We start from the raw sequence: 25321 nt of genomic DNA on the forward strand, positions 1-25321 counted from the left end.
CCATGAAAATGGGATTTAACCAACCTGTTCGCTGGTCGGCTTGTAACCAAGAGCAACAAAATGCTTTACTGATGCGCCCCGCAATTGCAGCCTCTGGCAGCATTAGTACTGCGGTGAGCCAAATTATTGAGCAAGTCCGTAACGAGGGCGATACCGCCCTCCAAGCTCTAAGCCGTCGTTTCGATAAAACTGAAATCGAAACAGTGCGAGTACCTGCAAATGCTGTTGACGCGGCAGAGGCTCGTCTTGGCGATGAAATCAAAACAGCAATGAAAACAGCCATTGGCAACATTCGTCGTTTTCACGAAGCCCAAAAACCCACTCCGATTAGAGTGGAAACACAGGCAGGCGTAGTGTGCCAACAAGTCACTCGCCCAATAGATGCGGTCGGCTTATATATTCCGGGGGGCTCTGCTCCCTTGTTATCAACAGTCATGATGTTAGGAACTCCGGCGAATATCGCAGGCTGTCGCAAAATCATTTTGTGTTCGCCCCCACCTATTGCCGATGAAATTTTGTATGCAGCGAAACTGTGCGGCATCAGCGATATTTTCCAAGTAGGTGGCGCGCAAGCGATTGCAGCAATGGCATTTGGTACCCAAAGCATTCCTGCGGTTGATAAAATTTTCGGGCCGGGTAATGCCTATGTCACTGAAGCAAAACGTCAAGTTAGCCAAAGCCACGAAGGTGCAGCTATCGATATGCCAGCGGGCCCTTCTGAAGTGTTAGTGATTGCGGATAACGGAGCAAACCCAGCATTCACCGCATCTGATTTACTATCACAAGCGGAACATGGTCCTGATTCACAAGTCATTTTATTAACTGACGATGAAAACTTTGCCCAGCGCGTGATTGAAGAAACAGAAAAACAATTAGCGCAACTTTCTCGTGCCGAAATTGCGAGAGAAGCACTAAGTGCCAGCCGTGTCATTATTGCTGATTCGATCGAACAATGTGTTGAAATTAGCAATCGCTATGGCCCTGAGCACTTGATTTTACAAACACGCAATGCCGATGACCTAATCGATTCTATCACTAGCGCAGGCTCCGTGTTTGTCGGAGACTGGTCACCCGAATCTGCGGGAGACTATGCTTCAGGCACTAATCACGTATTACCAACTTACGGATATACTGCAACCTATTCAAGTCTTGGGCTCGCGGATTTTATGAAGAGAATGACGGTGCAGAAACTGTCAAAACAAGGGTTATTAGGTTTAGCCAACACCATCGAAACCTTAGCGCAAGCAGAGCAACTCACCGCTCACAAAAATGCCGTTACCTTACGCGTTAACGAACTAAAAAAACAAAATCGGGAGTAAGTCATGAGCCAACCATTTAATGCCGCCAGTCTTGCACGTGAAAATGTTAAAACCATGACCCCTTATATGTCTGCACGACGTCTAGGAGGAAATGGAGATGTTTGGCTCAATGCCAATGAATACCCAATTGCACCTGATTACCAATTCAGTGAACGCAACCTTAACCGTTACCCTGAATGCCAACCGGTAGCCGTGATCAATAACTATGCGGCTTATGCGCAAATTACACCTGAACAAGTATTGGTTTGCCGTGGGGCCGATGAATCTATCGAGTTATTGATCCGCGCATTTTGTGAGCCGGGTAAAGATGCGGTGATGTTTTGCCCACCAACCTATGGCATGTACAGCGTTAGTGCAGAAACCTTTGGCGTTGAACAAAAGAAAATCATGGCATTGCCTGACTGGGCATTAAACGTTAACGCGATCCGTGAAAACTTATCTAATACCAAACTGATTTATATTTGCAGCCCAAATAACCCAACGGGCAATATCATCGATAATAAAGATTTGCGTGAAGTGCTAGATATGGCGGCAGGCCGCGCATTAGTCGTTGTCGATGAAGCTTATATTGAGTTCTGCCCACAATACAGTGTGGCAAGCTGGTTAGCACAATACCCCAATTTGGTGATTTTAAGAACCTTATCTAAAGCCTTTGCATTAGCCGGTTTACGCTGTGGCTTTACCTTAGCCTCTCCTGAAGTGATTGAAGTGCTATTGAAGGTTATCGCTCCTTATCCTTTATCAACCCCTGTTGCGATGATTGCTGCTCAAGCCCTTGAACCACAAGGCATTGAAACCATGAAAAGTCGTGTAGTAACGGTAACAGAAAACCGTATTGCACTCAGTGAAGCTCTGCGCGACTTGTCTGTGGTTGAACATGTTTATCCGAGTGAAACTAACTATATTTTGGTGCGTTTCACCGATGGTAGTAAAGTCTTTAAAGCCCTATGGGATCAAGGCATTATTTTACGTGACCAAAGCAAACAGCCGGGTCTCATTAATTGCCTGCGTATTACTGTCGGGACAGAAATTGAAAATACCCGTGTTATTGAAGCTATTGCCGCACTTTGCTAATTAGGAATGACTCATGAGCCAGAAAATTTTATTTATCGACCGTGATGGAACATTAATTACCGAGCCACCAACCGACTTCCAAGTTGATAGCTTAAGTAAACTCGCCTTTGAAAAAGCGGTCATTCCTAGTTTACTTGCCCTGCAAAAAGCCAATTACCGCTTAGTAATGATAACCAATCAAGACGGCTTAGGTACAGAAAGCTTTCCTACGGCAGATTTCGAACCACCGCATAATTTAATGATGCAAGTATTTGAGTCCCAAGGTATTAAGTTTGATGACGTGTTAATTTGCCCACATAAGCCTGAAGATAACTGCGCTTGCCGTAAACCTAAACTTCAGTTGGTTGAGCGCTATTTAGATAGCAACGTACTAGACAGCGAAAATAGCTATGTGATTGGTGATCGCGAAACAGATATTCAACTCGCTAAAAATATGGGTATTAAAGGGTTACGTTATAACCCTACAGAACTAGACTGGAAAGCTATCACCACACAATTAACCAAACGCGACCGCCATGCGCTAGTCAAACGCGTGACAAAAGAAACCAATATCCAAGTCGAAGTGTGGCTAGACCAAGAAGGTGGCAGCAAAATTAGCACGGGTGTGGGCTTCTTTGACCACATGTTAGACCAAATCGCGACTCACGGTGGTTTCCGGTTAAACATTGAAGTCAATGGCGACTTATTTATTGATGACCACCACACTGTCGAAGACACGGGCCTTGCTTTAGGGGAAGCACTGAAAATCGCGCTTGGTGATAAACGCGGTATCGCACGTTTTGGTTTCGTTCTGCCAATGGACGAATGCCAAGCACGCTGTGCACTGGATATTTCAGGTCGCCCACACCTTGAATATAAAGCAGAATTCAAATATCAACGTGTCGGTGACTTAAGCACTGAAATGATTGAGCACTTCTTTAGCTCACTTTCCTATGCTATGGGTTGTACATTACACCTGAAAACCAAAGGGAAAAACGATCACCACAAAGCCGAAAGCTTGTTTAAAGTTTTCGGCCGTACACTGCGCCAAGCGATTCGTGTTGAAGGGGATACGTTACCTAGCTCAAAAGGGGTTCTGTAATGAACGTTGTCATCCTTGATACTGGCTGTGCGAATTTAGCTTCCGTGGCCTATGCGGTGAAACGCCTAGGCTATGACCCGGTGGTGAGCCGTGATACCAATACCATTTTACAAGCCGACAAAGTCTTTTTGCCGGGTGTCGGTACGGCTAGCGCGGCCATGGAAAAGCTCACTGAACGTGAATTAGTGCCGTTAATTAAAGCCCTGACTCAACCCGTGTTAGGCATCTGTTTAGGTATGCAATTACTCGGTTCTTTCAGTGAAGAAGGTCAATCAACGGTGCCACTACTGGGGTTAATTGATAGCCCTGTACAAAAAATGGATGCCAATGGGCTTCCAGTTCCACATAGCGGCTGGAACCAAGTAAAAGCCCTAGCAGGAAATCCTTTGTTTAGGGATATCCCTGATAATGCCTATTTCTATTTTGTACACAGTTATTCGATGCCAATTTCCAGTAATACCATCGCACAAACTCAGTATGGCAACCCGTTTAGTAGCGCGGTGAATCGCGATAACTTCTACGGTGTCCAATTTCACCCAGAACGTTCTGGCACCGCAGGTTCACGCTTGATTCAAAACTTTTTGGAGATGTAATTACCATGATCATTCCCGCATTAGATTTAATCGATGGCACCGTAGTGCGATTGCACCAAGGGGATTACGCCAAGCAAACTGATTATGGCAATGACCCGCTCCCACGTTTGCAGCAATATGAAAAAGAAGGGGCAAAGCTCCTACACTTAGTGGATTTAACGGGCGCCAAAGATCCACAAAAACGCCAAATTCCACTGCTGAAAAAATTATTGGCTGGCGTGAATGTTCCTGTACAAGTTGGTGGGGGTATTCGTACCGAAGAAGATGTTAAGGCCTTACTGGAAGCCGGAGCGGCTCGTGTTGTCATTGGCTCAACTGCGGTGACCAAACCTGAATTGGTTAAAACATGGTTTGAAACCTATGGTGGGGAAGCCATTGTACTTGCGTTAGATGTACGCATTAATGACAAAGGCGTAAAAGAAATCGCCATTAGCGGCTGGCAAGAAAATTCAAATTTAACATTAGAACAAGCCATTGAAATATATCGTCCTTATGGCTTAAAACATGTCCTTTGCACCGATATTTCCAAAGATGGAACATTGGCGGGTTCTAATGTGAATTTATACCAAGAAATTAGCCAAAAATTCCCTGATATTGCCTTTCAGGCATCAGGGGGAATTGGCGATTTAGATGATATTGCGGCTATCCCGCCATCTGGTGCGGCTGGCGTGATTGTGGGTCGTGCATTATTAGAAGGTAAATTCACCGTTACGGAGGCAATCAAATGTTGGCAAAACGCATAATTCCTTGCTTAGACGTCCGTGATGGGCAAGTGGTTAAAGGTGTCCAATTTCGTAATCACGAAATTATCGGTGATATTGTTCCATTGGCACAGCGCTATGCCCAAGAAGGTGCAGATGAACTGGTATTTTATGATATTACCGCCTCTTCTGATGGTCGAGTAGTAGATAAAAGCTGGGTTGCCAAAGTCGCTGAAGTGATTGATATTCCTTTTTGTGTTGCAGGTGGTATCAAAAGCGTTGAAGATGCCTCGCAAATTTTATCTTTTGGTGCAGACAAAATCTCGATCAACTCCCCTGCACTGTCAGACCCAACCCTGATCAGCCGCTTAGCAGAACGTTTTGGCGTACAATGCATCGTTGTGGGTATTGATACTTGGTTCGATGAAAGTACGGGTGAATATCTCGTTTACCAATTTACCGGCGATGAAAAGCGCACAGCGCAGACGCGCTGGAAAACCCTCGATTGGGTGAAAGAAGTGCAACAACGCGGCGCAGGTGAAATCGTATTAAATATGATGAACCAAGATGGTGTACGCCAAGGGTATGATCTGGTACAACTGAAGAAAGTTCGTGAAGTTTGCCAAGTGCCATTAATTGCCTCGGGTGGCGCTGGCGAAAAAGTGCATTTCCTTGATGCCTTCACTGACGCAGGCGTTGATGGCGCTTTAGCCGCTTCTGTATTCCATAAACAAATTATTAATATCGGTGACTTAAAACAATACCTAGCCGAAAATGGAGTTCAAATTAGAGTATGTTAACCACAGAACAATCTAGCCAACTGGCATGGCAAAAAGTCGATAATTTAATGCCTGTGATCGTACAACACGCCGTTTCAGGTGATGTGCTAATGCTTGGGTATATGAACCCAGAAGCATTACAAGTCACTTTAGATAGCCGTAAAGTCACCTTTTTCTCTCGCACAAAACAACGTTTGTGGACGAAAGGCGAAACCTCGAATAACTTTTTAAATTTAGTAGATATCTACCCAGATTGTGACAGTGATACGCTGTTGGCTCTCGCACTGCCGGATGGCCCAACTTGCCATAACGGCACACAAAGCTGCTTCGCACCAGCACAAAGCGATTGGGGGTTTTTATTTGAGTTAGAAACGTTACTCAAAGAACGCAAAACTGCGTCGCCAGAAAGCTCCTATACCGCGCGTTTATATGCTAGCGGGACTAAACGCATTGCACAAAAAGTCGGTGAAGAAGGTGTTGAAACTGCATTGGCAGCCACCGTGAATGACCGCGCAGAATTGACTAATGAAGCTGCTGATTTGATGTACCACTTATTAGTCTTACTACAAGACCAAGAGCTGGATTTAAGCACGATAATCAAACGGTTAAAAGAACGCCATCAATAGTTAATCCGCTGCCAGTCTCACTGGCAGCCTATTTTATGGGTGCAAGATTTTATCTATTTGCTCATCACTGAGTGAAATAGCAAAAAATTTCAGATAGAAGTCCGCCGTTTCTTGCTTCATATCGATATCTGCAAAGCGCTCTGGGTACAGTGTTTGTGCTAGCCACAGAAACTGCAATGCCTCCTCTGACGTTTCTCGGCACCACCAAAACATCCCCTTTGGGTTCACATATACCTGCTGTTTTTTTACCGCGCTAATTGCTTTCCATTGAGGAGACGTGCGTATGATATTGGCATCTTCTTTATTCATCGCAACAATCACATCAGGGTTCGCAATAATAATGCTTTCCAACAAGACCTCACCTGAATTATTTTTTTTATCCGAAAACCACGTTTCAGCCACATTTTGTGCCCCCGCTAAATCCATCCAGTCTTGGTTTAATGACGGACGCCCAGAGGTAAATAACGCATTTCCCATACTGTGGTATACCGACCGTTTTTCTGCATCAGTCAGCCCCACTAAACGCTCACTCACTAATGCGACATTGCGGTCAAAATAACGTTGGTATTCAAGGGCTTTTTGTTTTGCATCAGGGCCTAACTCTTTCGCTGTTGCTTGCACCCTTGCTTGTAAAGCTTTTAATGAATTGGCAGGATATTCAACAACTTTAACTCCAGCACTTTCGAGTAAATCGCGCTGCGGTACTTCCATCCCCTTTGCAATAAATAGCAATTGAGCTCGCAATGAAATAATTTGCTCTGGGTTTAGTTGATTGCTAATACTGATCACTGGAACATTATCAATGTTGGGTAACATTTGGCGAAACAATGGAATTTTTTTCGCGATCATCGATGTGCCAACGATTTGCTCACCATATCCTAACATCATAATGATGGTATTTTGTGCTGGCCACGGCGTCGCAATTCGCAGTTCTGGGTTATCCGTCTTACCGTAAGACAGGCTGTGGATGAGTAGCCCTGCCAGCAAAATAACCGTTTGTAAAAACGTTGTTTTTCTCATATTTGTCACTCTTCCTGTCCAAAGAAAAGAAGAGTGCTCCTGATTTTTATTTAACCCATTAGAAATCAAAGGTCACCGTCGCGCGCACTTCTCGACCTGCTCCTAAGAAAGCACTGCCCCCTTTTCCTTCCCCATTAATCCCTGATGGGAAGATAGAAGCCCAATAACGCTCATCGGTTACGTTATTGACGGATAGCCTGACTGTCGTTGGGATTTGATTGATTTTCGTGCTATAACGCGTGCCTAAATCTAATGTCGTGTAGCTTCCCGCCCAACTGGTATTGGTGTCATTGGCGGCTCGTTTCCCCGTATAATGCACATTAGCGCTGTACACCAGTTCTGGCATCGACGACAAACTATATTCCACTAGCATATTGGCTTGAACTTTCGGTACACCAACGACACGTTTATTCCGCGTAGTGGCTAACTTAGTGTCTTTGAGTTTTGGGTCTAAGAAGGTAACACCGCTATACACATTCAACCCTTGCCATACATAGCCTGTGGCCGTGAGTTCTAGCCCTCGGTTCACTTGTTCACCTTGTTTGCGAAACACGTTATCGTCCCCCGCATAGGCAAATGGACGCTCCAAGTGAAATACGGCAGCACCCAGGTTTAAATCTGCCAAATCGGCTTTAATGCCCAATTCATATTGTTTGCTACGATAAGGGGCTAAGGTTTGTCCTTCATTTTTCAGATTTTGATTCATCGGCGCGGTATCACCCTCTTCCAACGAATCTGCATAGCTCACATACGTCATCACATTTGGGGTAATTTTATACATCAACGCGCCTTGAGGGCTAAGGCCATGGTCATTGGCTTGGCTAGTTTTGTGATTTTGTTTATCAAAGCTACGGCTTTCTATCCAGCTTTGACTAAGGTAAAACATGGCTGACCATTGTGGGTCAAAGGTGATGGTATCGCCGATAGTGATACTTTGTTGGCTATTTTCAGCAGACTTATAACGTGAACCTCCCGTATGAATTTTACCGTCCGATGGCTCTTCCATCGGCGATGGGTGATACATATTGGTTTGCCCTAAATCACGTCTCACACTCTTATCTTTGGCACTGTAAATCGACCAAACATAACCGTTTGTCGCTAATGATAAGTCATGGCCGATAGAGCCTGTGTCCACGTGGCCATTTAGTACTACTGAGTTACTCAACACACGAAAACGCCCCGAAGCAGGAGAATCGCTTAATGAGCGACTAATATTCCCATTGTTATCTTGAATGGCACTGGTTACTGTACGCATCGCTCTATCTGCTTGCTGGTAACCGACTGCAGCTTTTAGCGTCCAATCCTCATTAAAATCATGAAGTAATCGAGTGCTAACAGTATCCGTAGTTAAGTTATTACCCGCCGTATGTAACGCTAAATTCTTATCTTGTGGGTTAGAGGCTTTCGGTAATTTAATATCAGAACCATAGCTAAAACTACCCACATAACCTTTTTGCACAAAATTGTAATGACTCGCATTAAATTGAAGTTGCGTACCTGGCTGAATATTCCAATCTAGCGCTACATAAGCTAATTTACGGCGTAATGTACTGTCTTTCAGGTTGCCTGTTCCTTCCTCATCCAGCAAATTAAGACGATAACCAAAGCGTTTATCTGTATCAAAATAACCGCCTAAGTCAGCATGGCCACTATAGGCATTGCGGCTTTGGTAACCTAAAGAAAAACGCTGAATATCTTCTGGGCGTTTTGTGGTGAAATTAAATTGTCCAGCAGGACTTGCAGGGCCATACAATGCGCCCGTCAAGCTATTAATAATGTCTACTCTATCCAACATTTCCACAGGGAATGCGGTCGTTGACACCATATACAAATCATCAAGACGGCTATTTGTTACCACACCACCTTGCATACCACGGCTTTGTGGACGACCCACATCCATTCCCCCGCGAGCTTGCATTTGTGTACTTGGCGCATATTTCAATAACTCACTCAAACTTTTGGCTTGCTGGTTATTGATCATTTCACGGTGAATAGTGGTTGTAGAATATGGCGTATCAATCCACTCACGAGTACCTAATGGCCCAAGATCAATTTGTGAAGTAAAAAAACCAGTGCCAGCCTGAGCTTCTCTGGACACATCGCTTGGTGCTGCGATGACTAGCATTTTATCTTGCTTAAATTTAGCCAATTGTTCCGAAACTTGTGCAGCAACAATAGACGGTGCGATCCCTGTAATCAGCGGTAATATTACATATAAGTTAAATTTACGATTCATATTATCTTTTCGTTATATAAAACTTTATATTACCGATAATAAAATGCAGCGTAAATGATCAAACTCAATTCTTAACAATATGTATTCTCACTTCTTCATAATAAATCATAAAAATAACCTATTGATTTAATTTAGAATAAATAATCTTCCAGAGGATATAACAATAAAACCTCAAAACAGATTCGCAATATAGTTAAAAACCGCATCTGATATGCAATTTATAATATTTTCCACAATTACGATTTTTAGCTAGCACTATTTCTCGGTTGTATCTCTTGATGAACTTGTTATCATTCCCTGTTATTGATGTGGTTTTAAAGGGAAAAAACAGTGTCTGAAAATTCTATTTTTATGCAACTCACACAATTACTTGATAAAAATAATGCTAAATATCGTGTGATGGAACATTCCACTGCGGGGAAATCAGAAGAAGTGGCAAAAATACGTGGCACGCAACTTGGACAAGGGGCAAAAGGATTAGTATGCCATGTCAAAGGAAATGGTATCCGCCAACACGTACTGGCAATTTTACCTGCCGATAAACAAGCTGATTTGAGTAAAATTGCCACAGCAATTGGCGGAACTCGTGCATCTTTAGCAAGCCCCAAAGAAGTCAACGAGCTCACTCAATGCGTATTCGGGGCTATTCCACCTTTTAGTTTTCACCCTAACTTAAAGTTAATTGCTGACCCACTATTATTTGAACGTTTTGAGGAACTCGCCTTTAATGCCGGTACATTAGAGCGCTCTATTATTTTAAATACAGAAGATTACCAAAGAATAGCGGCGCCTAGTTTAGTTGAGTTTATTCGTACAGAAGAAAATTAGTTGTCTATTAAAAGGGGGATTCCATAGATCCCCCCTCAATAAGAAAAGCTAGCTAATCAATCGCTGGTCATATTTCTGACTGGCATTTTTTAATGCCAAAAAATCTGATCCACAAATAAACCGCTTTAATGCGGTAAATTTTTCCTCCGACCAATCATAGATTTTCAATGCCAATAGTTCAGTAATGACATCGTGTGAGAAGCGGTAGTTAATCGGCTTTGCAGGGTTCCCTCCCACAATGGAGTAAGGCTCGACATCTTTGACCACTACACTGTTAGCAGCAATTACAGCCCCTTCACCTATTTTAACTCCGGGCATGATAAAGGCACGCATGCCAACCCAGGCTCCGTCGCCAATCACTGTGTCGCCTTTTCCTACGTAAGCTTCTTCAATAAATTCAAGAAAAGGATATAAGCAAAACCAATCCATTCGGTGAGTATGGTTCCCTCCCATTAATATCACAGCTTCGCTACCAATACAGACATAATCACCGATATAAAGTTGGTCAACATCCCATGCTAGCTGCCAGTCTCGGCTTTGTTCATCACCTTGTAGATAACGCACAACTGACTGCTCAAACCCGTTATCCCAACAGTCGCTGTAATAACTATGCCTACCTTTGATATGGATATTGGGGTTTTGTACGACCTCATGAAGTAGTTCGTATTTTGACCAATGCTTTTGATTCATGGTACTAAACCTTTTAATTCGTTTATATTTACCATAGAACGCATTCTATGGTGATGCATTCGCGTTCAAAATACATCACCTTTAGCCACTCGAGGTTGTTTTAGTAATGGATTCAACATGTTATTCATCCTAACAAACCTGTTATTATTTAAATTACTTGTGCAAATAATATCATAGAAAATAATTTCCATATAATTAATTATCAATTAATAAAAAATGAACAAAAGAAATAGTATTTAAGACTAACTTTCAAATAAAAAATCACACAATTAATATATTTTATTATAAATTAAATAAAAATAATTTCAGCATACTGTTAAATAGACGAAAAATATAAAATGATAGAAAAAAAACCAATAATTCAAGATGTTATTAATTCCTCCCCTTATAACTCATTAGAATTTCCTTATTCAACAAGCGTGGCCAATAATATTTACGAAATATTTCATATATTAAATAATGAAAACAACGAATCAAACGTGGAAATAATTATCCATGAAGATAAAACAAACAATCCGCTTATTCACTCAGATAGAAACGACGAAAAAACCAGTAGAATAATACGATCGGATAACGCCATTTACTTTAATAAAAACAAGTTTATTGACCCTTTAACACATAAAGAAATCAGTGATACTAATGGTGAATTAAAGGGAAGTGTTTATTTCGCTCAAAACTCAATCATTCCTGCTGTTAATCGAATTGAAGGAGATATACAGCCTAAATTGGTATCCGGCCGAAAAACGTTAGTCATGTTTAAACCTCAATCATCAATTAAAAAAAATGAAAACATTAAATTAAATATTTATAATGAAAATAATAAATTGATAAGTAGTGAAAACCTACTCCCACCCATTAAATTACCTACAATAGCAGATAACAACATCATAGAAACAAATTTATTCCCCCATTGCTTCAAATTACCTAAAAGATTTGATATTTCCATTGAAAATGAAAATCATTTAAATGATATAGCTTCCAACCAAAAAGCTTTACATAATTTAATTTTAACCAATGAATCAATAGAGTTAAGTTTTAATCATAATTATATAAAGGAAACATTCATCCTAAATAATGACATAAAATATAAAGGGAAAACTGTAATTTTAAAAAACATTAATAAAAATGAAATTAACATTAGCTATGGGAATGAAACAGTCCCATTACCAAAAGGTGTCACAATTCAATTTATTTGTGACAACAGTGGCCATTGGCTCACTGAAGAGAATGTCAATTTAATCGAATATTGGAAGTCACCTGATATTTCAGCACTTAATTTGCCACCATTTTTCGATGCTGAAATTGAATTCCTGCCAGATATCGATGTTAGCGAAATTGATGCTAACTTTATGAATGATATCTTGAATAAACATTCAACAATAAAAATAACCAAGGTTGATTATGATACGACTAATAGTTTAATGTTAAAAGGTAATCTTAATCATGTATATAAACAAATCCTATTTACCTCAACATCCGATGAGCCGACTCTTATTCATACTAAATATAAATGTATTGAATTAAAAAAAGGAGACTTATATTTATTCAAGTGTAATACTAATGGGGATTGGGAAAATATACCTATAACCAGAGATATCCCACTGCTAGACTATTCACAACCAGAAAGTTATGATTTAACTTTAGATAATAATAAGTCAATTAATGAGTCATCTAAAAACAAAAAACACTTATTGGAATTATTAAAAAACAATGAATCAATAAAAATAGCCACAAGTGACGGAAATTGGGCACGTAACTTTACACTTATGGCAGATAATGACCTTCATAATAAAAAAATCCTTTTCAGCTCTAGTGCCGATTATAATAGCTACATTCATTATGGAAAAAATAGCCTAAAAATGAAAACGGGTGAAAGTGTACTTTTTGTTTATGACTTTCATAAAAAATGGATCCCTATTTATCTTAATAATGATTCTTCTATCGCAAAAAATGAAGATTCAACGAGTAATTTGGAATACATTGAAGATACATGGTCAGTGAAAATTTCTGAAGAGTATATTCACCCAGGTATAAAGCTAGAGTTTGTTTTGAAAGACCAAAAAGGCACACTATCAGATATTGATATTGGTGCCCCAAATGAATTACTGGTCAATACATTGGATATTGGTTTACTTACTCCTCCTAGGGATGCATTTCTTTTTCAAGAAAAGCCCGAACTTAATCGGCAATATTACCAAACTATCCCCGTCAAAAATTTCATTGTTTCTCGCTATGAGCCAATCCACCTTACAAAAGTGGTGATGCCTGATGGGCAAGTTTTCACGGATAAAGCAACGGGTGAAGGTGGTGGCCATAGTGGTAATATGAGGGAGTCGATAACCAAACGTTTCTATGCCGATGGCATTAATCTAGCGAATTATGGTGTGAACAGTTCAGCTTCTGATGCTGAGTCATTTAATCCTACGAGCCAAATAACCGCCTATAATTCTGTTGGGGTATATGAGAATGGGAGGGTCATTCATGGCTGGTCAGGCGGTGGTGGGAAAGCAACGTTAAATAGAACAGATAGTAATGAGCTTAGTCATGAGTTTGGCCATAACTTTGGTCTAAGTGATTACTATGGAGGCAAAGAAGGAGGAACGCATGCAACTGCTGATAAAAAAAATGCAACATGGCTACTGGATTCTGATAATAACTATTTTATCCCAAATACCTATCAAGATGGTTCATTAAACCATGACGCAATGAGTGGTGGGGAAGCTTACAATCCCAAATACAATGCCTATACCGCATACACACCCAACTCCCTTGTTGCTATCCAAAAGAAATTGGAAAGTAAATATACTTTTTGCCCAAAATCATCGACGGGATATAAAAAATGGGATCCAAATATTAAAAAAAGCGTTGATGCTAAATTAGATCTTTCCAATTTCAGTCTCATTAAGTTTTCCCCAAAAAATGGTTCTGATATTACAACTGATGGTATAAATGAATTGTTGAAAAAAAGTAACTTAGTCTATCTTTACCAAGGAAATGGCTATTATGCGCCGAATATTAATCTCCCTGTGGCATCCGAACATAATAAAAATAGTACTATTAAAATAAAGTCATATGCACAATACAACAGTAAAGTACATGTCAATAATAAGGTGGAGACAATCACGAAAAATGATTTATTTTGCTATCGTTCAGATGGAGTTAATTGGAAACGAATTTCGGAACCAGAGTCTGCTATCCATAAAAAAGCCACAAAGCAAGGTGTAGAGGTTGTCACTTTAATGGGCTTCTATGATCCTGAAGGAACCATTGATAGCTATATTTATCCCCCTTTATTTGGTTCTTATGGCATGGTTTATCAAAACGATCAGCGAGTTAATACTGACTCCTCTTACCTAGAGGTGAGCTTTAAGGATGGGAAAAAAAGTCAATATCAGCTTAATAACTTTCGAGCCAACAACGATATGATGAATAAATTCCATATTAATATTGAACACGATTTAATCCCAATTGAGGCTAAATTGTATATTAATAATAAAATGGTTCACTCAAGACCGATTGAAATTAAAGAGAATCGGTTTCTCACTACGATTAATGGCACTATTGTTGAATAAATAATCCAATCCTGTCACTGGTTATATCCTGCAACCAGTGACATCTTGATGTATCAATAAAAATAGTTGTTTAACGTGCCTTAGCCATTGAATGGCTAGCAAACGATAAACTCGTTTTTCTTGCTATTAGCCCAAACAGACAACCGACTAACATCACTATTGCTAAGGATAATTTTGGGGCAATGGGCAAACCGATTGCACAAAGCCCAAGAGTTGCCCCTCCGGCCATTTGTACAAAACCCACTAAGGCTGATGCGGTACCTGCTTCATTACCAAAGGGTTCTAAAGCATAACTGGTTGCCGTTCCCATCATAAAGGCCAGCCCTGTACAAGCACAGGCGACAGGTAACATATAGACTAACCAATGGCTTTGTATTTCTACCGGCAATACGACAAAACCTAGCAATAATCCTAAGCAACCAAATGCCATCATTAAACTGCCAACTAATAAACAGGTTGGTCGCCCTATTTTATGAATAAAATAATTAGCGATATAACTGGCGAACATAATCCAAAAACCATTAATACCGAATACAATAGAAAACGCTAGCGGAGATAACTGCGCATCCCCCATCAGTACAGTTGGTGCAAGTGACACATAAGTTAATGCCATACCCATCGTGCCTGCGTTCACTAAGGCAAAAATAATAAATTGATAATTTCCTAAAATTCGCCAATAGGTTTTCAGAGGAATAATCTTTGCTTTAGGTAAATTAACTGGGCGTGTTTCCGGTAAAAAAGCAACAATTAGCACTAATATAACCAACGCATACAAAGCAAGAAACCAGAACGGTGCCCGCCAGCCCCATGCCTCTGCCAGCAAACCTCCAAGTAGTGGAGCTAACGCTGGAACAATATTTAATGTCCCATTTAAGAAACCAAAAGCGCGAGCTGCCTCCGTACCATTCATCCGGTCACGTACACAACTAAATGCCACTACCGAAGTACAACAAACCGCAACACCTTGCAATAAACGCGATGCAATAAATACAGTAGGTGTTGTAGCTACAATAGCAACACCTGCACCGATGATGTATAACAGCATACCCGCAATCGCGACAGGTTTTCGTCCATATCTATCGACTAATGGACCCGATATCAATTGCCCTAGCCCCAGAACAAGAATGAACAGTGCTATCGTTGACTGGATCACCGACTCACTGCTACCTAAATCCTTCGCAATATCAGGTATTGTTGGTAAATATAAATCAATCCCTAATGGACCAAGTAATACTAATAAAAGTAATAAGATAAGAAAATTACGCATAAACTATGCCTAGACTCGATAAAATGTAATTTAGAAAATATTCACTGTTATAAATTATAAAAAAGCTAAATTCGCTACCGAATTAACGAGTTACTCATAATTATAAATCCAACATTTTACGGTGCTTAAAAGTCAAAAAAGGCGCTAAACCTAGCGCCTTTTGTGTTATCAAAAATTAATGATAACGAGTTTTATTCCATCCACTCAGTATGGAAAACACCGTCTTTATCCGTACGCTTATAAGTGTGAGCACCGAAGTAGTCGCGCTGCGCTTGGATTAAATTTGCAGGCAATACGGCTGAACGGTAGCTATCATAATAAGAAATAGCGGCTGAGAATGTTGGTGTCGGGATGCCATTTTGTACACCATAGCACACCACATCACGCAGTGCTTGCTGGTATTCGTCAGCAATTTGTTTGAAGTATGGCGCTAACAACAAGTTGGCAATTTTTGCATCTTGGTTATACGCATCGGTGATTTTTTGCAGGAACTGCGCACGAATAATACAACCTGCACGGAAGATTTTTGCGATTTCACCGTAGTTTAAATCCCAATTATATTCTTCTGATGCCGCTTTCAGCTGTTGGAAGCCTTGTGCATAAGACACAATTTTACCTAAATACAATGCACGGCGAACTTTTTCAATGAACTCTTTTTTATCGCCTTCAACCGCTTTGAGGGTTGGACCTGTTAATACTTTAGACGCCGCAACACGCTGATCTTTTAAGAAAGAAATATAACGTGCAAATACAGATTCAGTAATTAACGTCAGAGGGATACCTAAATCCAGCGCACTCTGGCTAGTCCATTTACCGGTACCTTTATTAGCCGCTTCATCAAGAATCACGTCAACCAGATATTTACCATCTTCATCTTTTTTCTTGAAGATATCTGCTGTGATTTCAATTAAATAGCTACTCAGTTCACCTTTATTCCATTCAGCAAAGATGCCTGCTAATTCTTCGTTGCTCAGGTTCAATGAACCTTTTAATAATGAATAGGCTTCTGCGATTAATTGCATATCACCGTATTCAATACCGTTGTGAACCATTTTAACATAGTGGCCCGCACCATCCGCACCAATATAGGTCACACAAGGTTCGCCTTCTGCTTGTGCTGCAATTTCTTTTAAAATTGGAGCAACCAGTTCGTAAGCTTCTTTTTGACCACCAGGCATAATTGAAGGGCCTTTCAGTGCGCCTTCTTCACCACCAGAAACACCTGTTCCAATGAAGTTAAAACCTTGCGCTGATAATTCGCGATTACGACGGATAGTATCAGTAAATAAAGTATTACCACCGTCAATTAAGATATCTCCTTTGTCCAGATGAGGAGTCAGCGAGGCAATTGTTTTGTCCGTTGCTTCACCCGCTTTTACCATCAACAAGATGCGGCGAGGTTTTTCCAGAGAGTCAACAAACTCTTCAATTGTATAGTTGGGAACTAGCTTTTTCCCTGGATTTTCGGCAATCACTTCGTCTGTTTTATCTTTAGAACGATTAAAGATGGACACTGAGTAACCACGGCTTTCAATGTTAAGCGCAAGGTTACGCCCCATGACTGCCATTCCGACAACACCAATCTGCTGCTTTGACATGAACAACTCCTGTCTGATTAGGACCAAGTCAGCCTCGACCGTGCTGACATTCTGTTAACGGGATCACATATTAACCTAGGATTGTGTTGCATGGTAGTTATTGATGCAATCGATGACATATACAAGGCCATTTTTGTCAAGAATTGCCCAACTATACCCCAAATGATTCGAGTTGCAGGTAGGCGACAAGCAAAGATAGACGGGGGCACAGATAAACTAAGTAACTCGGCTAGCTGAGTGCAGTCAACACCGCTGCAACTTGAAGGATTTCGAGTATAAAGTGAATTTTTATTGATATTTCGTTCAATAAACCCCATTATTCACTCGTCGGTATAAGCCGTCATATCAGAAGGTAAAACAAACTGTATGGAATGGATCGCAGATCCTTCGATTTGGGCGGGCCTCGCTACCCTTATCGTTCTAGAAATCGTTCTTGGTATTGATAACCTCGTCTTCATCGCCATTCTGGCCGATAAGCTCCCGCCAAAGCTGCGTGATAGAGCCCGTGTAACTGGACTTTTATTAGCCCTGATTATGCGTGTTGTGCTTCTATTTAGCCTGTCATGGCTCATTACCCTCACGAAACCGATATTAACGCTCTTTGATCACGCTTTTAGTGCTCGAGACCTAATTATGTTGGTGGGTGGTTTATTCCTCTTGTTTAAAGCCACCATGGAGCTAAACGAGCGGTTGGAGGGGAAAGACGAACACACCAATACCCAAAGAAAGACATCTAATTTCTGGGCTGTTGTTGCACAAATTATTGTTCTTGATGCCGTATTCTCACTGGACTCCGTGATCACCGCTGTCGGTATGGTTGACCATATCGGTGTAATGATTGCAGCTGTGACCATTGCAATGGCATTAATGATTTGGGCAAGTAAACCGTTAACGAGCTTTGTTAACCAGCACCCAACCATTGTCATACTGTGTTTGAGCTTCTTACTAATGATTGGTTTCAGCTTAGTTGCCGAAGGGTTTGGCTATGCCATACCGAAAGGTTACTTATACGCTGCAATTGGCTTCTCTATCATGATTGAAGTCCTAAACCAATTTGCACAATTTAATCGACGTAAATTTCTTAAAGGCTCACGCCCACTACGTGAACGTACAGCAGAGGCGGTATTACGTATTCTTAGCGGTAATAACGAGCGTGGAGAATTAGACCCACACACTTCTGATCTTATCGCTGATAATCAATCCGTTTTTGACCCACAAGAGCGTTTAATGATTGCTCGAGTGCTCGGTATGGCGCAGCGTAACGTAGAAAGCATTATGACTTCACGCCATGATGTGGATTACCTCGACATTAATAAATCTTCTGCCGATTTATTGCAATTAATGGAGAAAAATCCACATTCGCGCCTTGTAGTCATTGATGAAACCATTAGTGACGAGCCAGTCGGTGTTGTCCACGTCATGGATTTAGTTAAACAACAATTAAGTGGTCAGCCGCTAAATTTACGAGCGCTAATTACCCAACCGTTGATCTTCCCTGAAGGGTTATCACTGTTAAAAGCGTTAGAGCAATTCCGTAAAGCGCATACCCACTTTGCCTTTGTTGTGGATGAATTTGGTTCTATCGAAGGTATCGTGACATTGACCGACGTAATGGAAACAATAGCAGGTAACTTGCCCGTTGGTGATGAAGAAAATGACTCACGCCACGACATTCAAAAACTGGATGATGGTACTTGGATTGCCAACGGCTTTATGCCACTTGAAGACCTGATCATGTTTATCCCGATGGAATTAGACGATAAACGTGAGTATGAAACGATTGCGGGTCTTTTAATGGAGCACCTGCAACGTGTTCCTGAAGTGGGTGAACAAGTGACAATTAACGGTTGTATATTCCAACCTCTTGAGGTTAACAGCCACCGAGTCAATAAAGTGCTAATCACTCCACCAGCCCCTGAAGGGGATGGTTATGAGTTTGAAGATGACTAACCTTTAGCGCTAATACAAAAATGCCGGCCTCTGCGTCGGTATTTTTTTGTCTTTTTCTTAGAGAAAAATGACGATTTAATAACTGTAAATAAAAAACTGCCATCGTTTTTTAAAAGAAATAAACATTGAAATGCTGAATAATTCATAGCAATTAAATACACCCAAACTCTAATAAAGGTCATGCTATGCGAGTAAATACCCAGCCTCTAAATGTAAATACATTAAAAACATCAAATATTAATAAAAGTGCTGATAAATCATCAGGAAAAATTGCAGTTACAGCAAGTCGCATTCAAAATAATGCGGAGCAATGCCCAGTAACCTCTAAAAAGAAAGTCTGCTTTTCAGACGTCAGCCAAATGAAAGAGTTTTTTAGTAAAGACGCTCCTATTGAAGTTTCAAAAACTCAATCTATGAGTACCCTCACTAGAACAGATGAAAAAACCGTACACAATCAAGATATTAAAAAATTGAGAAATGAAATATCTAAGAATTTATCAACTATCGCAAAAAAAATAAAAAGTATCGGTACCTCAGATGGACGAGGATGTAAGGTCATCTTATCTAAAAATACAATGACTACATTGAATAATCAGCTCTCAAAATTAAAAGGTAACATTCAAAGCTATAGGAATGAATTAAAACGTTCAACTTATCAGCACAATAGTAAAAAAGAAAATGCACTCAATGAATTAGAAGGTAAAATAAATAATACAACAGCAATATTTCATCAAGGTAATGCTAAAAATAGTTTTTTATCTGGAGAATACTCGATTGATAAAACTTCAAGAACCTCTGCAGATATACAGAAAAGAAAAGCAGACTATAAAACAGGAAATGGCTACTATTGATTTTCGGCTGATAACACAAAGCGGGAAAAAACACGCTTTTATCCCGCTTTGTCAACAACCTCAAACGCCCATTTAAGGGCGTTTTGTTGTCTTAAAGGGCATTCAATAAATCATTGAGTCCTTTATTTTCTTCTTTCTTTAAAAAATTACCAAGCGCTTCTTTAGCTTGTGTACGTAACTCATTACGCAGTAATTTTTCGATATCTAATTGGTATTTCAAATTATGCCAATTACCATAAATTCGCAGTGGAATGGTCATTGCTTGCAATTGTTGAACTAAACGTGAATCCCCACCCCAGCCATTGGCAATATTAACCCCTAAATTGACATCAATGGTTTCATTAGGGATATTCATACGGCCTTGCCCACTGATGTTAACTAAGGATGACATCGCATTCATAGAGGAAATGTTCAACGTACCTTTATTTAATTTACCTGCCACAGTGAAAGAATCAACCTCAGTGACGTTCCCCGTATTCACGGGCGCATTAATTTTATTGGTTACTCTGGAAACCGATTGCTGAATTAATAACGGAATATTCAACCCCTGTAGTTTGGCATTTCTTAACTCAAAATTAACAGGCCCTTGCCACTGATTTTTCACTGCATTGTCATCATAACCCACACCCGATAACGCCGCATTTAACGAAATTATTCCACTTAATTTTTGTGGCATATCGAAGGCTTTTAATAGTGGTGTTAAGTCGATATTTTTTAAATCTGGCTTTGCTGAAACATAAGCAGGAGTTGAACTGTAATTAAATGTCACCGGTAATGAAAAATCACCACCAAATGCCTCACCTTGTAGTTTTGAAACAGTCAAACGAGGGGTTTGGTTTTGTGCCTCAAAAACCACGTCACTGACTACCATTCCACGATAAATTAACTGGTTAATGGCTAAATTGAGATTGGCGGAAAATGCCTGCAAGCCTGATAAATCATACTGTTGAGGATTAGCCCCAGAAATAACCGGCTTAACACCAACGCGGTTATTATTCACCTCTGATGAAGCGTTGGTACTGGCAAATGCCGTCCCTAATAGATTATCTAAGTCTAATTTCTCGGCCACTAAACTAACCATAATTTTAGGAGTATCAGATAGTTGGATACTGACATTCCCTGATAGAGCACTGTCATTAGCCGTTATTGCTAAATTGCTTAAACTCGCACTTTCTACTTTCCCTTTGGTGTATAGAAAATCACTCGTTATTTGCCCTTCAATTCCACTTTCAGGTAAATCGACACCACTCAATTTATAATCAAATTGGGTTAAATTCCCGTTAATCTTTTGATTAATATCTGATAAATCGATATCTGCACGTAGATTAAATACAAATTCTTGTTGGTTTTTATTTAGATTTCCACTGAATTTAACTACGACCTGTTTTTTATCACTTTTCTTCAGTGATAAGTCAATGTTACGCAGGTTAAATTCATCTTTAGCTGTTTGCCAAATAACTAAGCTATTAGAAATATTAATTTTTTCTATATCTAATAACCAGTCACTTTTCTCTTGTGCAGAGGTTGATGTTGGTACACCACCGGGTGCTACAGGGGCGTTACGGTGAGTTTGGATTTCGCTATCGGGTGTTTTGCGAATAACAGCACCATCGATAACAATTTGCTCAACAGAAAGCTTATGGGAAATGAGAGGCCATAATTCAACATCTAAGCGCATATTATCTGCACTTAGGATGGGTTTAGCGGCATTCGGTGCAGTAAGGGAAACAGGCCCAGTAATAATGCTTAAGGTTGGCCACACATGCCAACGCATATCACCGTTGAATTCAAGTTGATAACCACTTTTTTTCTCTACTTGTTCAACAATATAATGACGGAAATCATTCGGGTTCACTAACATTACAAGTGTTGTTAACCCTGCAACAATCACCACAAGTAAAATAATCAGTGTCGTCAAAAAACGTTTCATCCTTCCCTCTCTTAAATTCCGCTTGCGCTCGCCACAAAAATGAACTCACACCTATCCCTGAAAATGGGCGGAAATTACCGGTTTAATCTCCATTAAACACAACAACTTCCGCAAAGTTCACCGGTTATCAGTCTTCACTGATACGGCTACCAACAGCACCTTGTTGGTTTTTATATTTAGCATCTTGTCGGCTATTATAAGGGCGATCAGCACTACCTGATAACGGCTCAAAGCTTAATGCACCAATCACCATGCCAGGACGCAATGCTAATGGTAATTTACCTGAATTATAAAATTCTAGCACGATTTGCCCATGCCAACCGGGGTCAATTCGATGTGCGGTTACGTGCACCATCAAACCTAATCTCGCTAATGAAGAGCGCCCGTCCAACCAACCTACAAGGTTATCAGGGAGCGTAACAGACTCAAGCGTCACTGCAAGTGCTAATTCTCCTGGGTGCAGGAAAAATGGCTCATCCTCATCAAGAACAATTTCATCGCTCATGACGCGATCTAATGCGGCATTAACCTCATCTTTAGGGCCACTAAGGTCAATAAATGCAGCCGTGTGTCCTCGAAAAACGCGGAATTGATTTCCCAAACGAACATCTGCAGTTGCACCATTGATTCGTTCAACTGGTGGGCGTGGGCTAATAACTAATTTACCATCATCCATCCATTGAATAATATCGCGGTCACAAAGACGCATGGTTGTTTCCCCCTTCATTATTTTAATTTCTGCGCGGTTTAATCTTGACAGAATTCGCCAATTTTCGCTTTCAAGATATCAATCGCTACACGGTTTTTCCCACCGCGAGGAACAATGATATCGGCATATTGCTTTGATGGCTCAATAAATTGCAAAAACATTGGGCGAACCGTTTTATTATATTGGTCAATAACGGAATCAAGTGTTCTGCCCCTTTCATTTACATCACGTTTAATACGGCGCATCAAGCAAATATCAAGTGGTGTATCAACAAAAATAGAAAAATCCATTTCACCACGTAAGCGTTTATCTGTTAATAACAAAATACCTTCAATGATAATGACTTTTTTAGGTTTGAACGTGATGGTTTTTTGTTTACGTGTATGAGCGACATAGTCGTATTGCGGGATTTCTACTGCTTGGCCACTTTTCAGTGATTTGAGATGTTCATAAAGCAAGCTGTGGTCCATCGAGTTAGGATGGTCATAATTTACTTTAAGGCGTTCTTCCATTGGGACATCGGCTTGGTCTTTATAATAACAATCTTCTGGAATAACACCGATATTATGATCACCGACCTGTTCTCTTAATTCACGGTATAACGTGCTTGCAATTAAGCTTTTGCCAGATGCAGAGGCTCCCGATATACCTACAATGGTACAGTGATGCGCTATGTCAGTCATAAAATGATAACCTGGTTAAATATTTAGAAATGAGATACACAACAGAAAAATGTTATGTTGGCGGAATTATAGGGGGTAATGGCGTGTTGTTCCAGCATACCTCAACAAAGTTCGCTAAAAAAACACCCATTGGATAGGAAATGCCGTAAATCGGAGCGTACAAAATGTCATTTATACACTAAAATTGTTTTTTTCCTTCTAATACCGCAATGCGATTTTCAATCGAAGGGTGAGTAGAAAATACAGAATCGCCTTTATTAAAAATATAAGCGGCCTTGCGGTAAGCTTGCCCTGTGGTACTGTTATCATATTCATGGGTTTCATGATTACCGGAGATTTTTTTCAACGCACTTATCATGGCTTGGTTATCTGAAGTCAAATCCACTGCCGCTGCATCAGCCATATATTCACGGGTACGAGATAAATAAAAATAGAGTATTTGGGTTATCCACGGTAAAACAAAATTTAGAACCAATAGGATCATTTGCGCTTTATTAGCAGCATTATTGCGGCTGCGCCCTGCTGTTCGGATAAAAATCTGACTAAATAAATTCGTTACCGTTAAAATCACGTTTGCCAAAATCCCCACATACAGCGTTAATTTTGAATCGCCGTGAATAATGTGCCCAACTTCATGAGCGAGAACGGCTTGAACTTCTTGCCGATTAAGTGTTTGTAACAAACCTCTGGTTACCCCCACAAGTGCATTACGCTTATTCCACCCTGCTGCAAAAGCATTCGGCTCATCCGTTTCTAAAATATATAAACGGGGAATATAACCTAAACTAGCACTTAAGCTTAATTCTTCAATAATATTAAAAAGTTGCTTTTCTTGAGGGCTACTCGCATTTTCTTGGGTGATTTCTCTGGCATTCATCCCAGCTAACATCATTTTATGGCCTCTAAAATGAATATAAATCAGCCCAAGAAAGGTTAAACCTAAAACAATAAAAGTGGCGATAGGTAATTCATGAAGTGTCACAAACATCATCGCATTATCGACTAAGTCCAATTGCTCATTTGGATGTGTTGCAATATCTGCCAATAAGCCAATAATTAGCATTAAAAAAATATAGCTCATCACCACCAAACGCGTGCGAAGATTATTTTTACGAATGACGTTTCTAAAATCCATAATGTGACCTGCTATCTACCACTCATATAATATCGGAACACCATAAGGCATTCCGATGATTGATAACTTCAAAGGTAAGAGATTTTTAATCAAAATTAATGCGACGTGATTCCTCAGTCTTAATAGTTTCTTCATCAAGACGCCAATATTCCTTTGAAATTTTTAAGCTAGGAATAATGCCAACAATTAGTGCCGCGGGCATAGACGCAATATACGCATTATACGTTTCTAATGAGCGGTTATAACCACGTTTAGCAAATGACAGTTTATTTTCTGAAGAAACGATTTCTTCTTGTAAATTTGCCATAATTGCATCGGATTTTAGCTCAGGATAAGCTTCAACTGCGACATTAATCGCCCCACTGGTCACCATTTTTGATAATGCATCTTCGGCTTCGCGGGCTTTATCTCCTGTCGTATTTTGTGCTTGTGTCCGTAGTTCAGTAATTTTGCTGAACACCTCGGTTTCATGGCTTAAATATTTTTTAACTGTTGCCAATAAGCTATCAAATACTTTTCCACGACGGTCTAATTGAACTGAAATCTCTGTTTCACTCGAAATAACAGCTTCTCGCAATGCAACGATACGGTTATAAAAATAGATAACGATCAGCACCACGACAACAATAAAAATTAAAAATTTCATAGTCACCTTTTCGGGTTACCCGCAGGTAGAAAG

General features: G+C 40.2%; 21 protein-coding genes. 11 read left to right on the plus strand and 10 right to left on the minus strand.

What is annotated here, in order from left to right; all coding sequences use genetic code 11:
- The first annotated feature begins 2 nt into the window (after positions 1-2).
- Genes hisD through hisIE form a run of 7 tightly spaced genes read left to right on the plus strand, consistent with a single transcriptional unit; the run spans position 3 to position 6173 of the window.
- Positions 3-1319 carry a histidinol dehydrogenase gene (gene hisD, locus PSE60_RS10345; RefSeq protein ID WP_272665355.1) on the plus strand — a complete coding sequence of 439 codons (1317 nt, stop codon included), beginning with the start codon at positions 3-5 and terminating at the stop codon, positions 1317-1319.
- 3 nt (positions 1320-1322) lie between these two features.
- Positions 1323-2393 (plus strand): histidinol-phosphate transaminase, encoded by a 1071-nt coding sequence (gene hisC / locus PSE60_RS10350; protein WP_272665356.1) that lies wholly within the window; start codon positions 1323-1325, stop codon positions 2391-2393.
- Between the two features lie 13 nt (positions 2394-2406).
- Positions 2407-3474 carry a bifunctional histidinol-phosphatase/imidazoleglycerol-phosphate dehydratase HisB gene (gene hisB / locus PSE60_RS10355; RefSeq protein ID WP_272665357.1) on the plus strand — a complete coding sequence of 356 codons (1068 nt, stop codon included), beginning with the start codon at positions 2407-2409 and terminating at the stop codon, positions 3472-3474.
- On the plus strand, positions 3474-4067 hold the full coding sequence (gene hisH, locus PSE60_RS10360) for an imidazole glycerol phosphate synthase subunit HisH (protein WP_115167675.1): 594 nt from the start codon (positions 3474-3476) through the stop codon (positions 4065-4067). Before hisB ends, hisH begins: the two co-directional genes overlap by 1 nt.
- 5 nt (positions 4068-4072) lie before the next feature.
- Entirely contained in the window at positions 4073-4810 is a 738-nt protein-coding gene (gene hisA / locus PSE60_RS10365; RefSeq protein WP_272665358.1) for a 1-(5-phosphoribosyl)-5-[(5-phosphoribosylamino)methylideneamino]imidazole-4-carboxamide isomerase, read from the plus strand.
- Positions 4792-5568, plus strand: a complete 777-nt coding sequence (hisF, locus tag PSE60_RS10370; RefSeq protein ID WP_210838850.1) for an imidazole glycerol phosphate synthase subunit HisF — start codon at positions 4792-4794, stop codon at positions 5566-5568. Before hisA ends, hisF begins: the two co-directional genes overlap by 19 nt.
- Positions 5562-6173, plus strand: coding sequence for a bifunctional phosphoribosyl-AMP cyclohydrolase/phosphoribosyl-ATP diphosphatase HisIE (hisIE, locus tag PSE60_RS10375; protein WP_004909325.1), 612 nt, complete (start codon positions 5562-5564; stop codon positions 6171-6173). Before hisF ends, hisIE begins: the two co-directional genes overlap by 7 nt.
- Positions 6174-6206: 33 nt before the next feature.
- Here hisIE and PSE60_RS10380 read toward each other — a convergent pair whose 3' ends face one another.
- Both PSE60_RS10380 and PSE60_RS10385 read right to left on the minus strand, forming a co-directional pair.
- On the minus strand, positions 6207-7193 hold the full coding sequence (locus PSE60_RS10380) for an ABC transporter substrate-binding protein (RefSeq protein ID WP_272665359.1): 987 nt from the start codon (positions 7191-7193) through the stop codon (positions 6207-6209).
- A 58-nt stretch (positions 7194-7251) separates the two neighbouring features.
- On the minus strand, positions 7252-9318 hold the full coding sequence (locus PSE60_RS10385; protein ID WP_442959776.1) for a TonB-dependent receptor: 2067 nt from the start codon (positions 9316-9318) through the stop codon (positions 7252-7254).
- A gap of 462 nt (positions 9319-9780) precedes the next feature.
- Here PSE60_RS10385 and PSE60_RS10390 point away from each other — a divergent pair, with 462 nt between their 5' ends.
- Positions 9781-10257 (plus strand): YbaK/prolyl-tRNA synthetase associated domain-containing protein, encoded by a 477-nt coding sequence (locus PSE60_RS10390; RefSeq protein ID WP_371031507.1) that lies wholly within the window; start codon positions 9781-9783, stop codon positions 10255-10257.
- A gap of 48 nt (positions 10258-10305) precedes the next feature.
- Here the strand turns inward: PSE60_RS10390 and PSE60_RS10395 are convergent, their stop codons facing one another.
- Positions 10306-10947 (minus strand): CatB-related O-acetyltransferase, encoded by a 642-nt coding sequence (locus PSE60_RS10395; protein ID WP_272665362.1) that lies wholly within the window; start codon positions 10945-10947, stop codon positions 10306-10308.
- A 338-nt stretch (positions 10948-11285) separates the two neighbouring features.
- Here PSE60_RS10395 and PSE60_RS10400 point away from each other — a divergent pair, with 338 nt between their 5' ends.
- Complete coding sequence (locus PSE60_RS10400; protein ID WP_272665363.1) at positions 11286-14519, plus strand: M66 family metalloprotease; 3234 nt, start codon at positions 11286-11288, stop codon at positions 14517-14519.
- 70 nt (positions 14520-14589) lie between these two features.
- Here the strand turns inward: PSE60_RS10400 and PSE60_RS10405 are convergent, their stop codons facing one another.
- Positions 14590-15786 carry a multidrug effflux MFS transporter gene (locus PSE60_RS10405; RefSeq protein WP_272665365.1) on the minus strand — a complete coding sequence of 399 codons (1197 nt, stop codon included), beginning with the start codon at positions 15784-15786 and terminating at the stop codon, positions 14590-14592.
- A 191-nt stretch (positions 15787-15977) separates the two neighbouring features.
- Positions 15978-17384: an NADP-dependent phosphogluconate dehydrogenase gene (gene gndA / locus PSE60_RS10410; RefSeq protein WP_272665366.1), complete on the minus strand. Its 1407-nt coding sequence runs from the start codon at positions 17382-17384 to the stop codon at positions 15978-15980.
- 366 nt (positions 17385-17750) lie between these two features.
- Between gndA and PSE60_RS10415 the strand changes: the two genes are divergently transcribed.
- Both PSE60_RS10415 and PSE60_RS10420 read left to right on the plus strand, forming a co-directional pair.
- A complete protein-coding gene (locus tag PSE60_RS10415; protein WP_272665367.1) occupies positions 17751-19334 on the plus strand; it encodes a TerC family protein in 1584 nt (527 codons plus the stop codon).
- 185 nt (positions 19335-19519) lie between these two features.
- Entirely contained in the window at positions 19520-20185 is a 666-nt protein-coding gene (locus tag PSE60_RS10420; RefSeq protein ID WP_272665368.1) for a hypothetical protein, read from the plus strand.
- A 91-nt stretch (positions 20186-20276) separates the two neighbouring features.
- On the opposite strand, the gene asmA is transcribed toward PSE60_RS10420, so the two are convergent.
- The 5 genes from asmA to PSE60_RS10445 form a co-directional block, all read right to left on the minus strand.
- On the minus strand, positions 20277-22115 hold the full coding sequence (asmA, locus tag PSE60_RS10425) for an outer membrane assembly protein AsmA (RefSeq protein WP_272665369.1): 1839 nt from the start codon (positions 22113-22115) through the stop codon (positions 20277-20279).
- A 127-nt stretch (positions 22116-22242) separates the two neighbouring features.
- A complete protein-coding gene (gene dcd / locus PSE60_RS10430; protein WP_004909269.1) occupies positions 22243-22824 on the minus strand; it encodes a dCTP deaminase in 582 nt (193 codons plus the stop codon).
- A gap of 38 nt (positions 22825-22862) precedes the next feature.
- Complete coding sequence (udk, locus tag PSE60_RS10435) at positions 22863-23507, minus strand: uridine kinase (protein ID WP_004256495.1); 645 nt, start codon at positions 23505-23507, stop codon at positions 22863-22865.
- Between the two features lie 178 nt (positions 23508-23685).
- Positions 23686-24642, minus strand: coding sequence for a zinc metalloprotease HtpX (gene htpX, locus PSE60_RS10440; protein ID WP_210838962.1), 957 nt, complete (start codon positions 24640-24642; stop codon positions 23686-23688).
- A gap of 85 nt (positions 24643-24727) precedes the next feature.
- Entirely contained in the window at positions 24728-25288 is a 561-nt protein-coding gene (locus PSE60_RS10445) for a LemA family protein (RefSeq protein WP_210838964.1), read from the minus strand.
- Between the last annotated feature and the right edge of the window lie 33 nt (positions 25289-25321).

The sequence above is a fragment of the Providencia sp. PROV174 genome, from assembly GCF_028480685.1.
Lineage (GTDB): Bacteria > Pseudomonadota > Gammaproteobacteria > Enterobacterales > Enterobacteriaceae > Providencia > Providencia rettgeri.

Excerpts from the sequence above, each read along its gene's own strand:
- hisD (WP_272665355.1), top strand. The coding sequence starts at position 3 with ATGAAAATGGGATTTAACCAACCTGTTCGCTGGTCGGCTTGTAACCAA.
- hisC (WP_272665356.1), top strand. The coding sequence starts at position 1,323 with ATGAGCCAACCATTTAATGCCGCCAGTCTTGCACGTGAAAATGTTAAA.
- hisB (WP_272665357.1), top strand. The coding sequence starts at position 2,407 with ATGAGCCAGAAAATTTTATTTATCGACCGTGATGGAACATTAATTACC.
- hisH (WP_115167675.1), top strand. The coding sequence starts at position 3,474 with ATGAACGTTGTCATCCTTGATACTGGCTGTGCGAATTTAGCTTCCGTG.
- hisA (WP_272665358.1), top strand. The coding sequence starts at position 4,073 with ATGATCATTCCCGCATTAGATTTAATCGATGGCACCGTAGTGCGATTG.
- hisF (WP_210838850.1), top strand. The coding sequence starts at position 4,792 with ATGTTGGCAAAACGCATAATTCCTTGCTTAGACGTCCGTGATGGGCAA.
- hisIE (WP_004909325.1), top strand. The coding sequence starts at position 5,562 with ATGTTAACCACAGAACAATCTAGCCAACTGGCATGGCAAAAAGTCGAT.
- PSE60_RS10380 (WP_272665359.1), bottom strand. The coding sequence starts at position 7,193 with ATGAGAAAAACAACGTTTTTACAAACGGTTATTTTGCTGGCAGGGCTA.
- PSE60_RS10385 (WP_442959776.1), bottom strand. The coding sequence starts at position 9,318 with ATGCTAGTCATCGCAGCACCAAGCGATGTGTCCAGAGAAGCTCAGGCT.
- PSE60_RS10390 (WP_371031507.1), top strand. The coding sequence starts at position 9,781 with ATGCAACTCACACAATTACTTGATAAAAATAATGCTAAATATCGTGTG.
- PSE60_RS10395 (WP_272665362.1), bottom strand. The coding sequence starts at position 10,947 with ATGAATCAAAAGCATTGGTCAAAATACGAACTACTTCATGAGGTCGTA.
- PSE60_RS10400 (WP_272665363.1), top strand. The coding sequence starts at position 11,286 with ATGATAGAAAAAAAACCAATAATTCAAGATGTTATTAATTCCTCCCCT.
- PSE60_RS10405 (WP_272665365.1), bottom strand. The coding sequence starts at position 15,786 with ATGCGTAATTTTCTTATCTTATTACTTTTATTAGTATTACTTGGTCCA.
- gndA (WP_272665366.1), bottom strand. The coding sequence starts at position 17,384 with ATGTCAAAGCAGCAGATTGGTGTTGTCGGAATGGCAGTCATGGGGCGT.
- PSE60_RS10415 (WP_272665367.1), top strand. The coding sequence starts at position 17,751 with ATGGAATGGATCGCAGATCCTTCGATTTGGGCGGGCCTCGCTACCCTT.
- PSE60_RS10420 (WP_272665368.1), top strand. The coding sequence starts at position 19,520 with ATGCGAGTAAATACCCAGCCTCTAAATGTAAATACATTAAAAACATCA.
- asmA (WP_272665369.1), bottom strand. The coding sequence starts at position 22,115 with ATGAAACGTTTTTTGACGACACTGATTATTTTACTTGTGGTGATTGTT.
- dcd (WP_004909269.1), bottom strand. The coding sequence starts at position 22,824 with ATGCGTCTTTGTGACCGCGATATTATTCAATGGATGGATGATGGTAAA.
- udk (WP_004256495.1), bottom strand. The coding sequence starts at position 23,507 with ATGACTGACATAGCGCATCACTGTACCATTGTAGGTATATCGGGAGCC.
- htpX (WP_210838962.1), bottom strand. The coding sequence starts at position 24,642 with ATGGATTTTAGAAACGTCATTCGTAAAAATAATCTTCGCACGCGTTTG.
- PSE60_RS10445 (WP_210838964.1), bottom strand. The coding sequence starts at position 25,288 with ATGAAATTTTTAATTTTTATTGTTGTCGTGGTGCTGATCGTTATCTAT.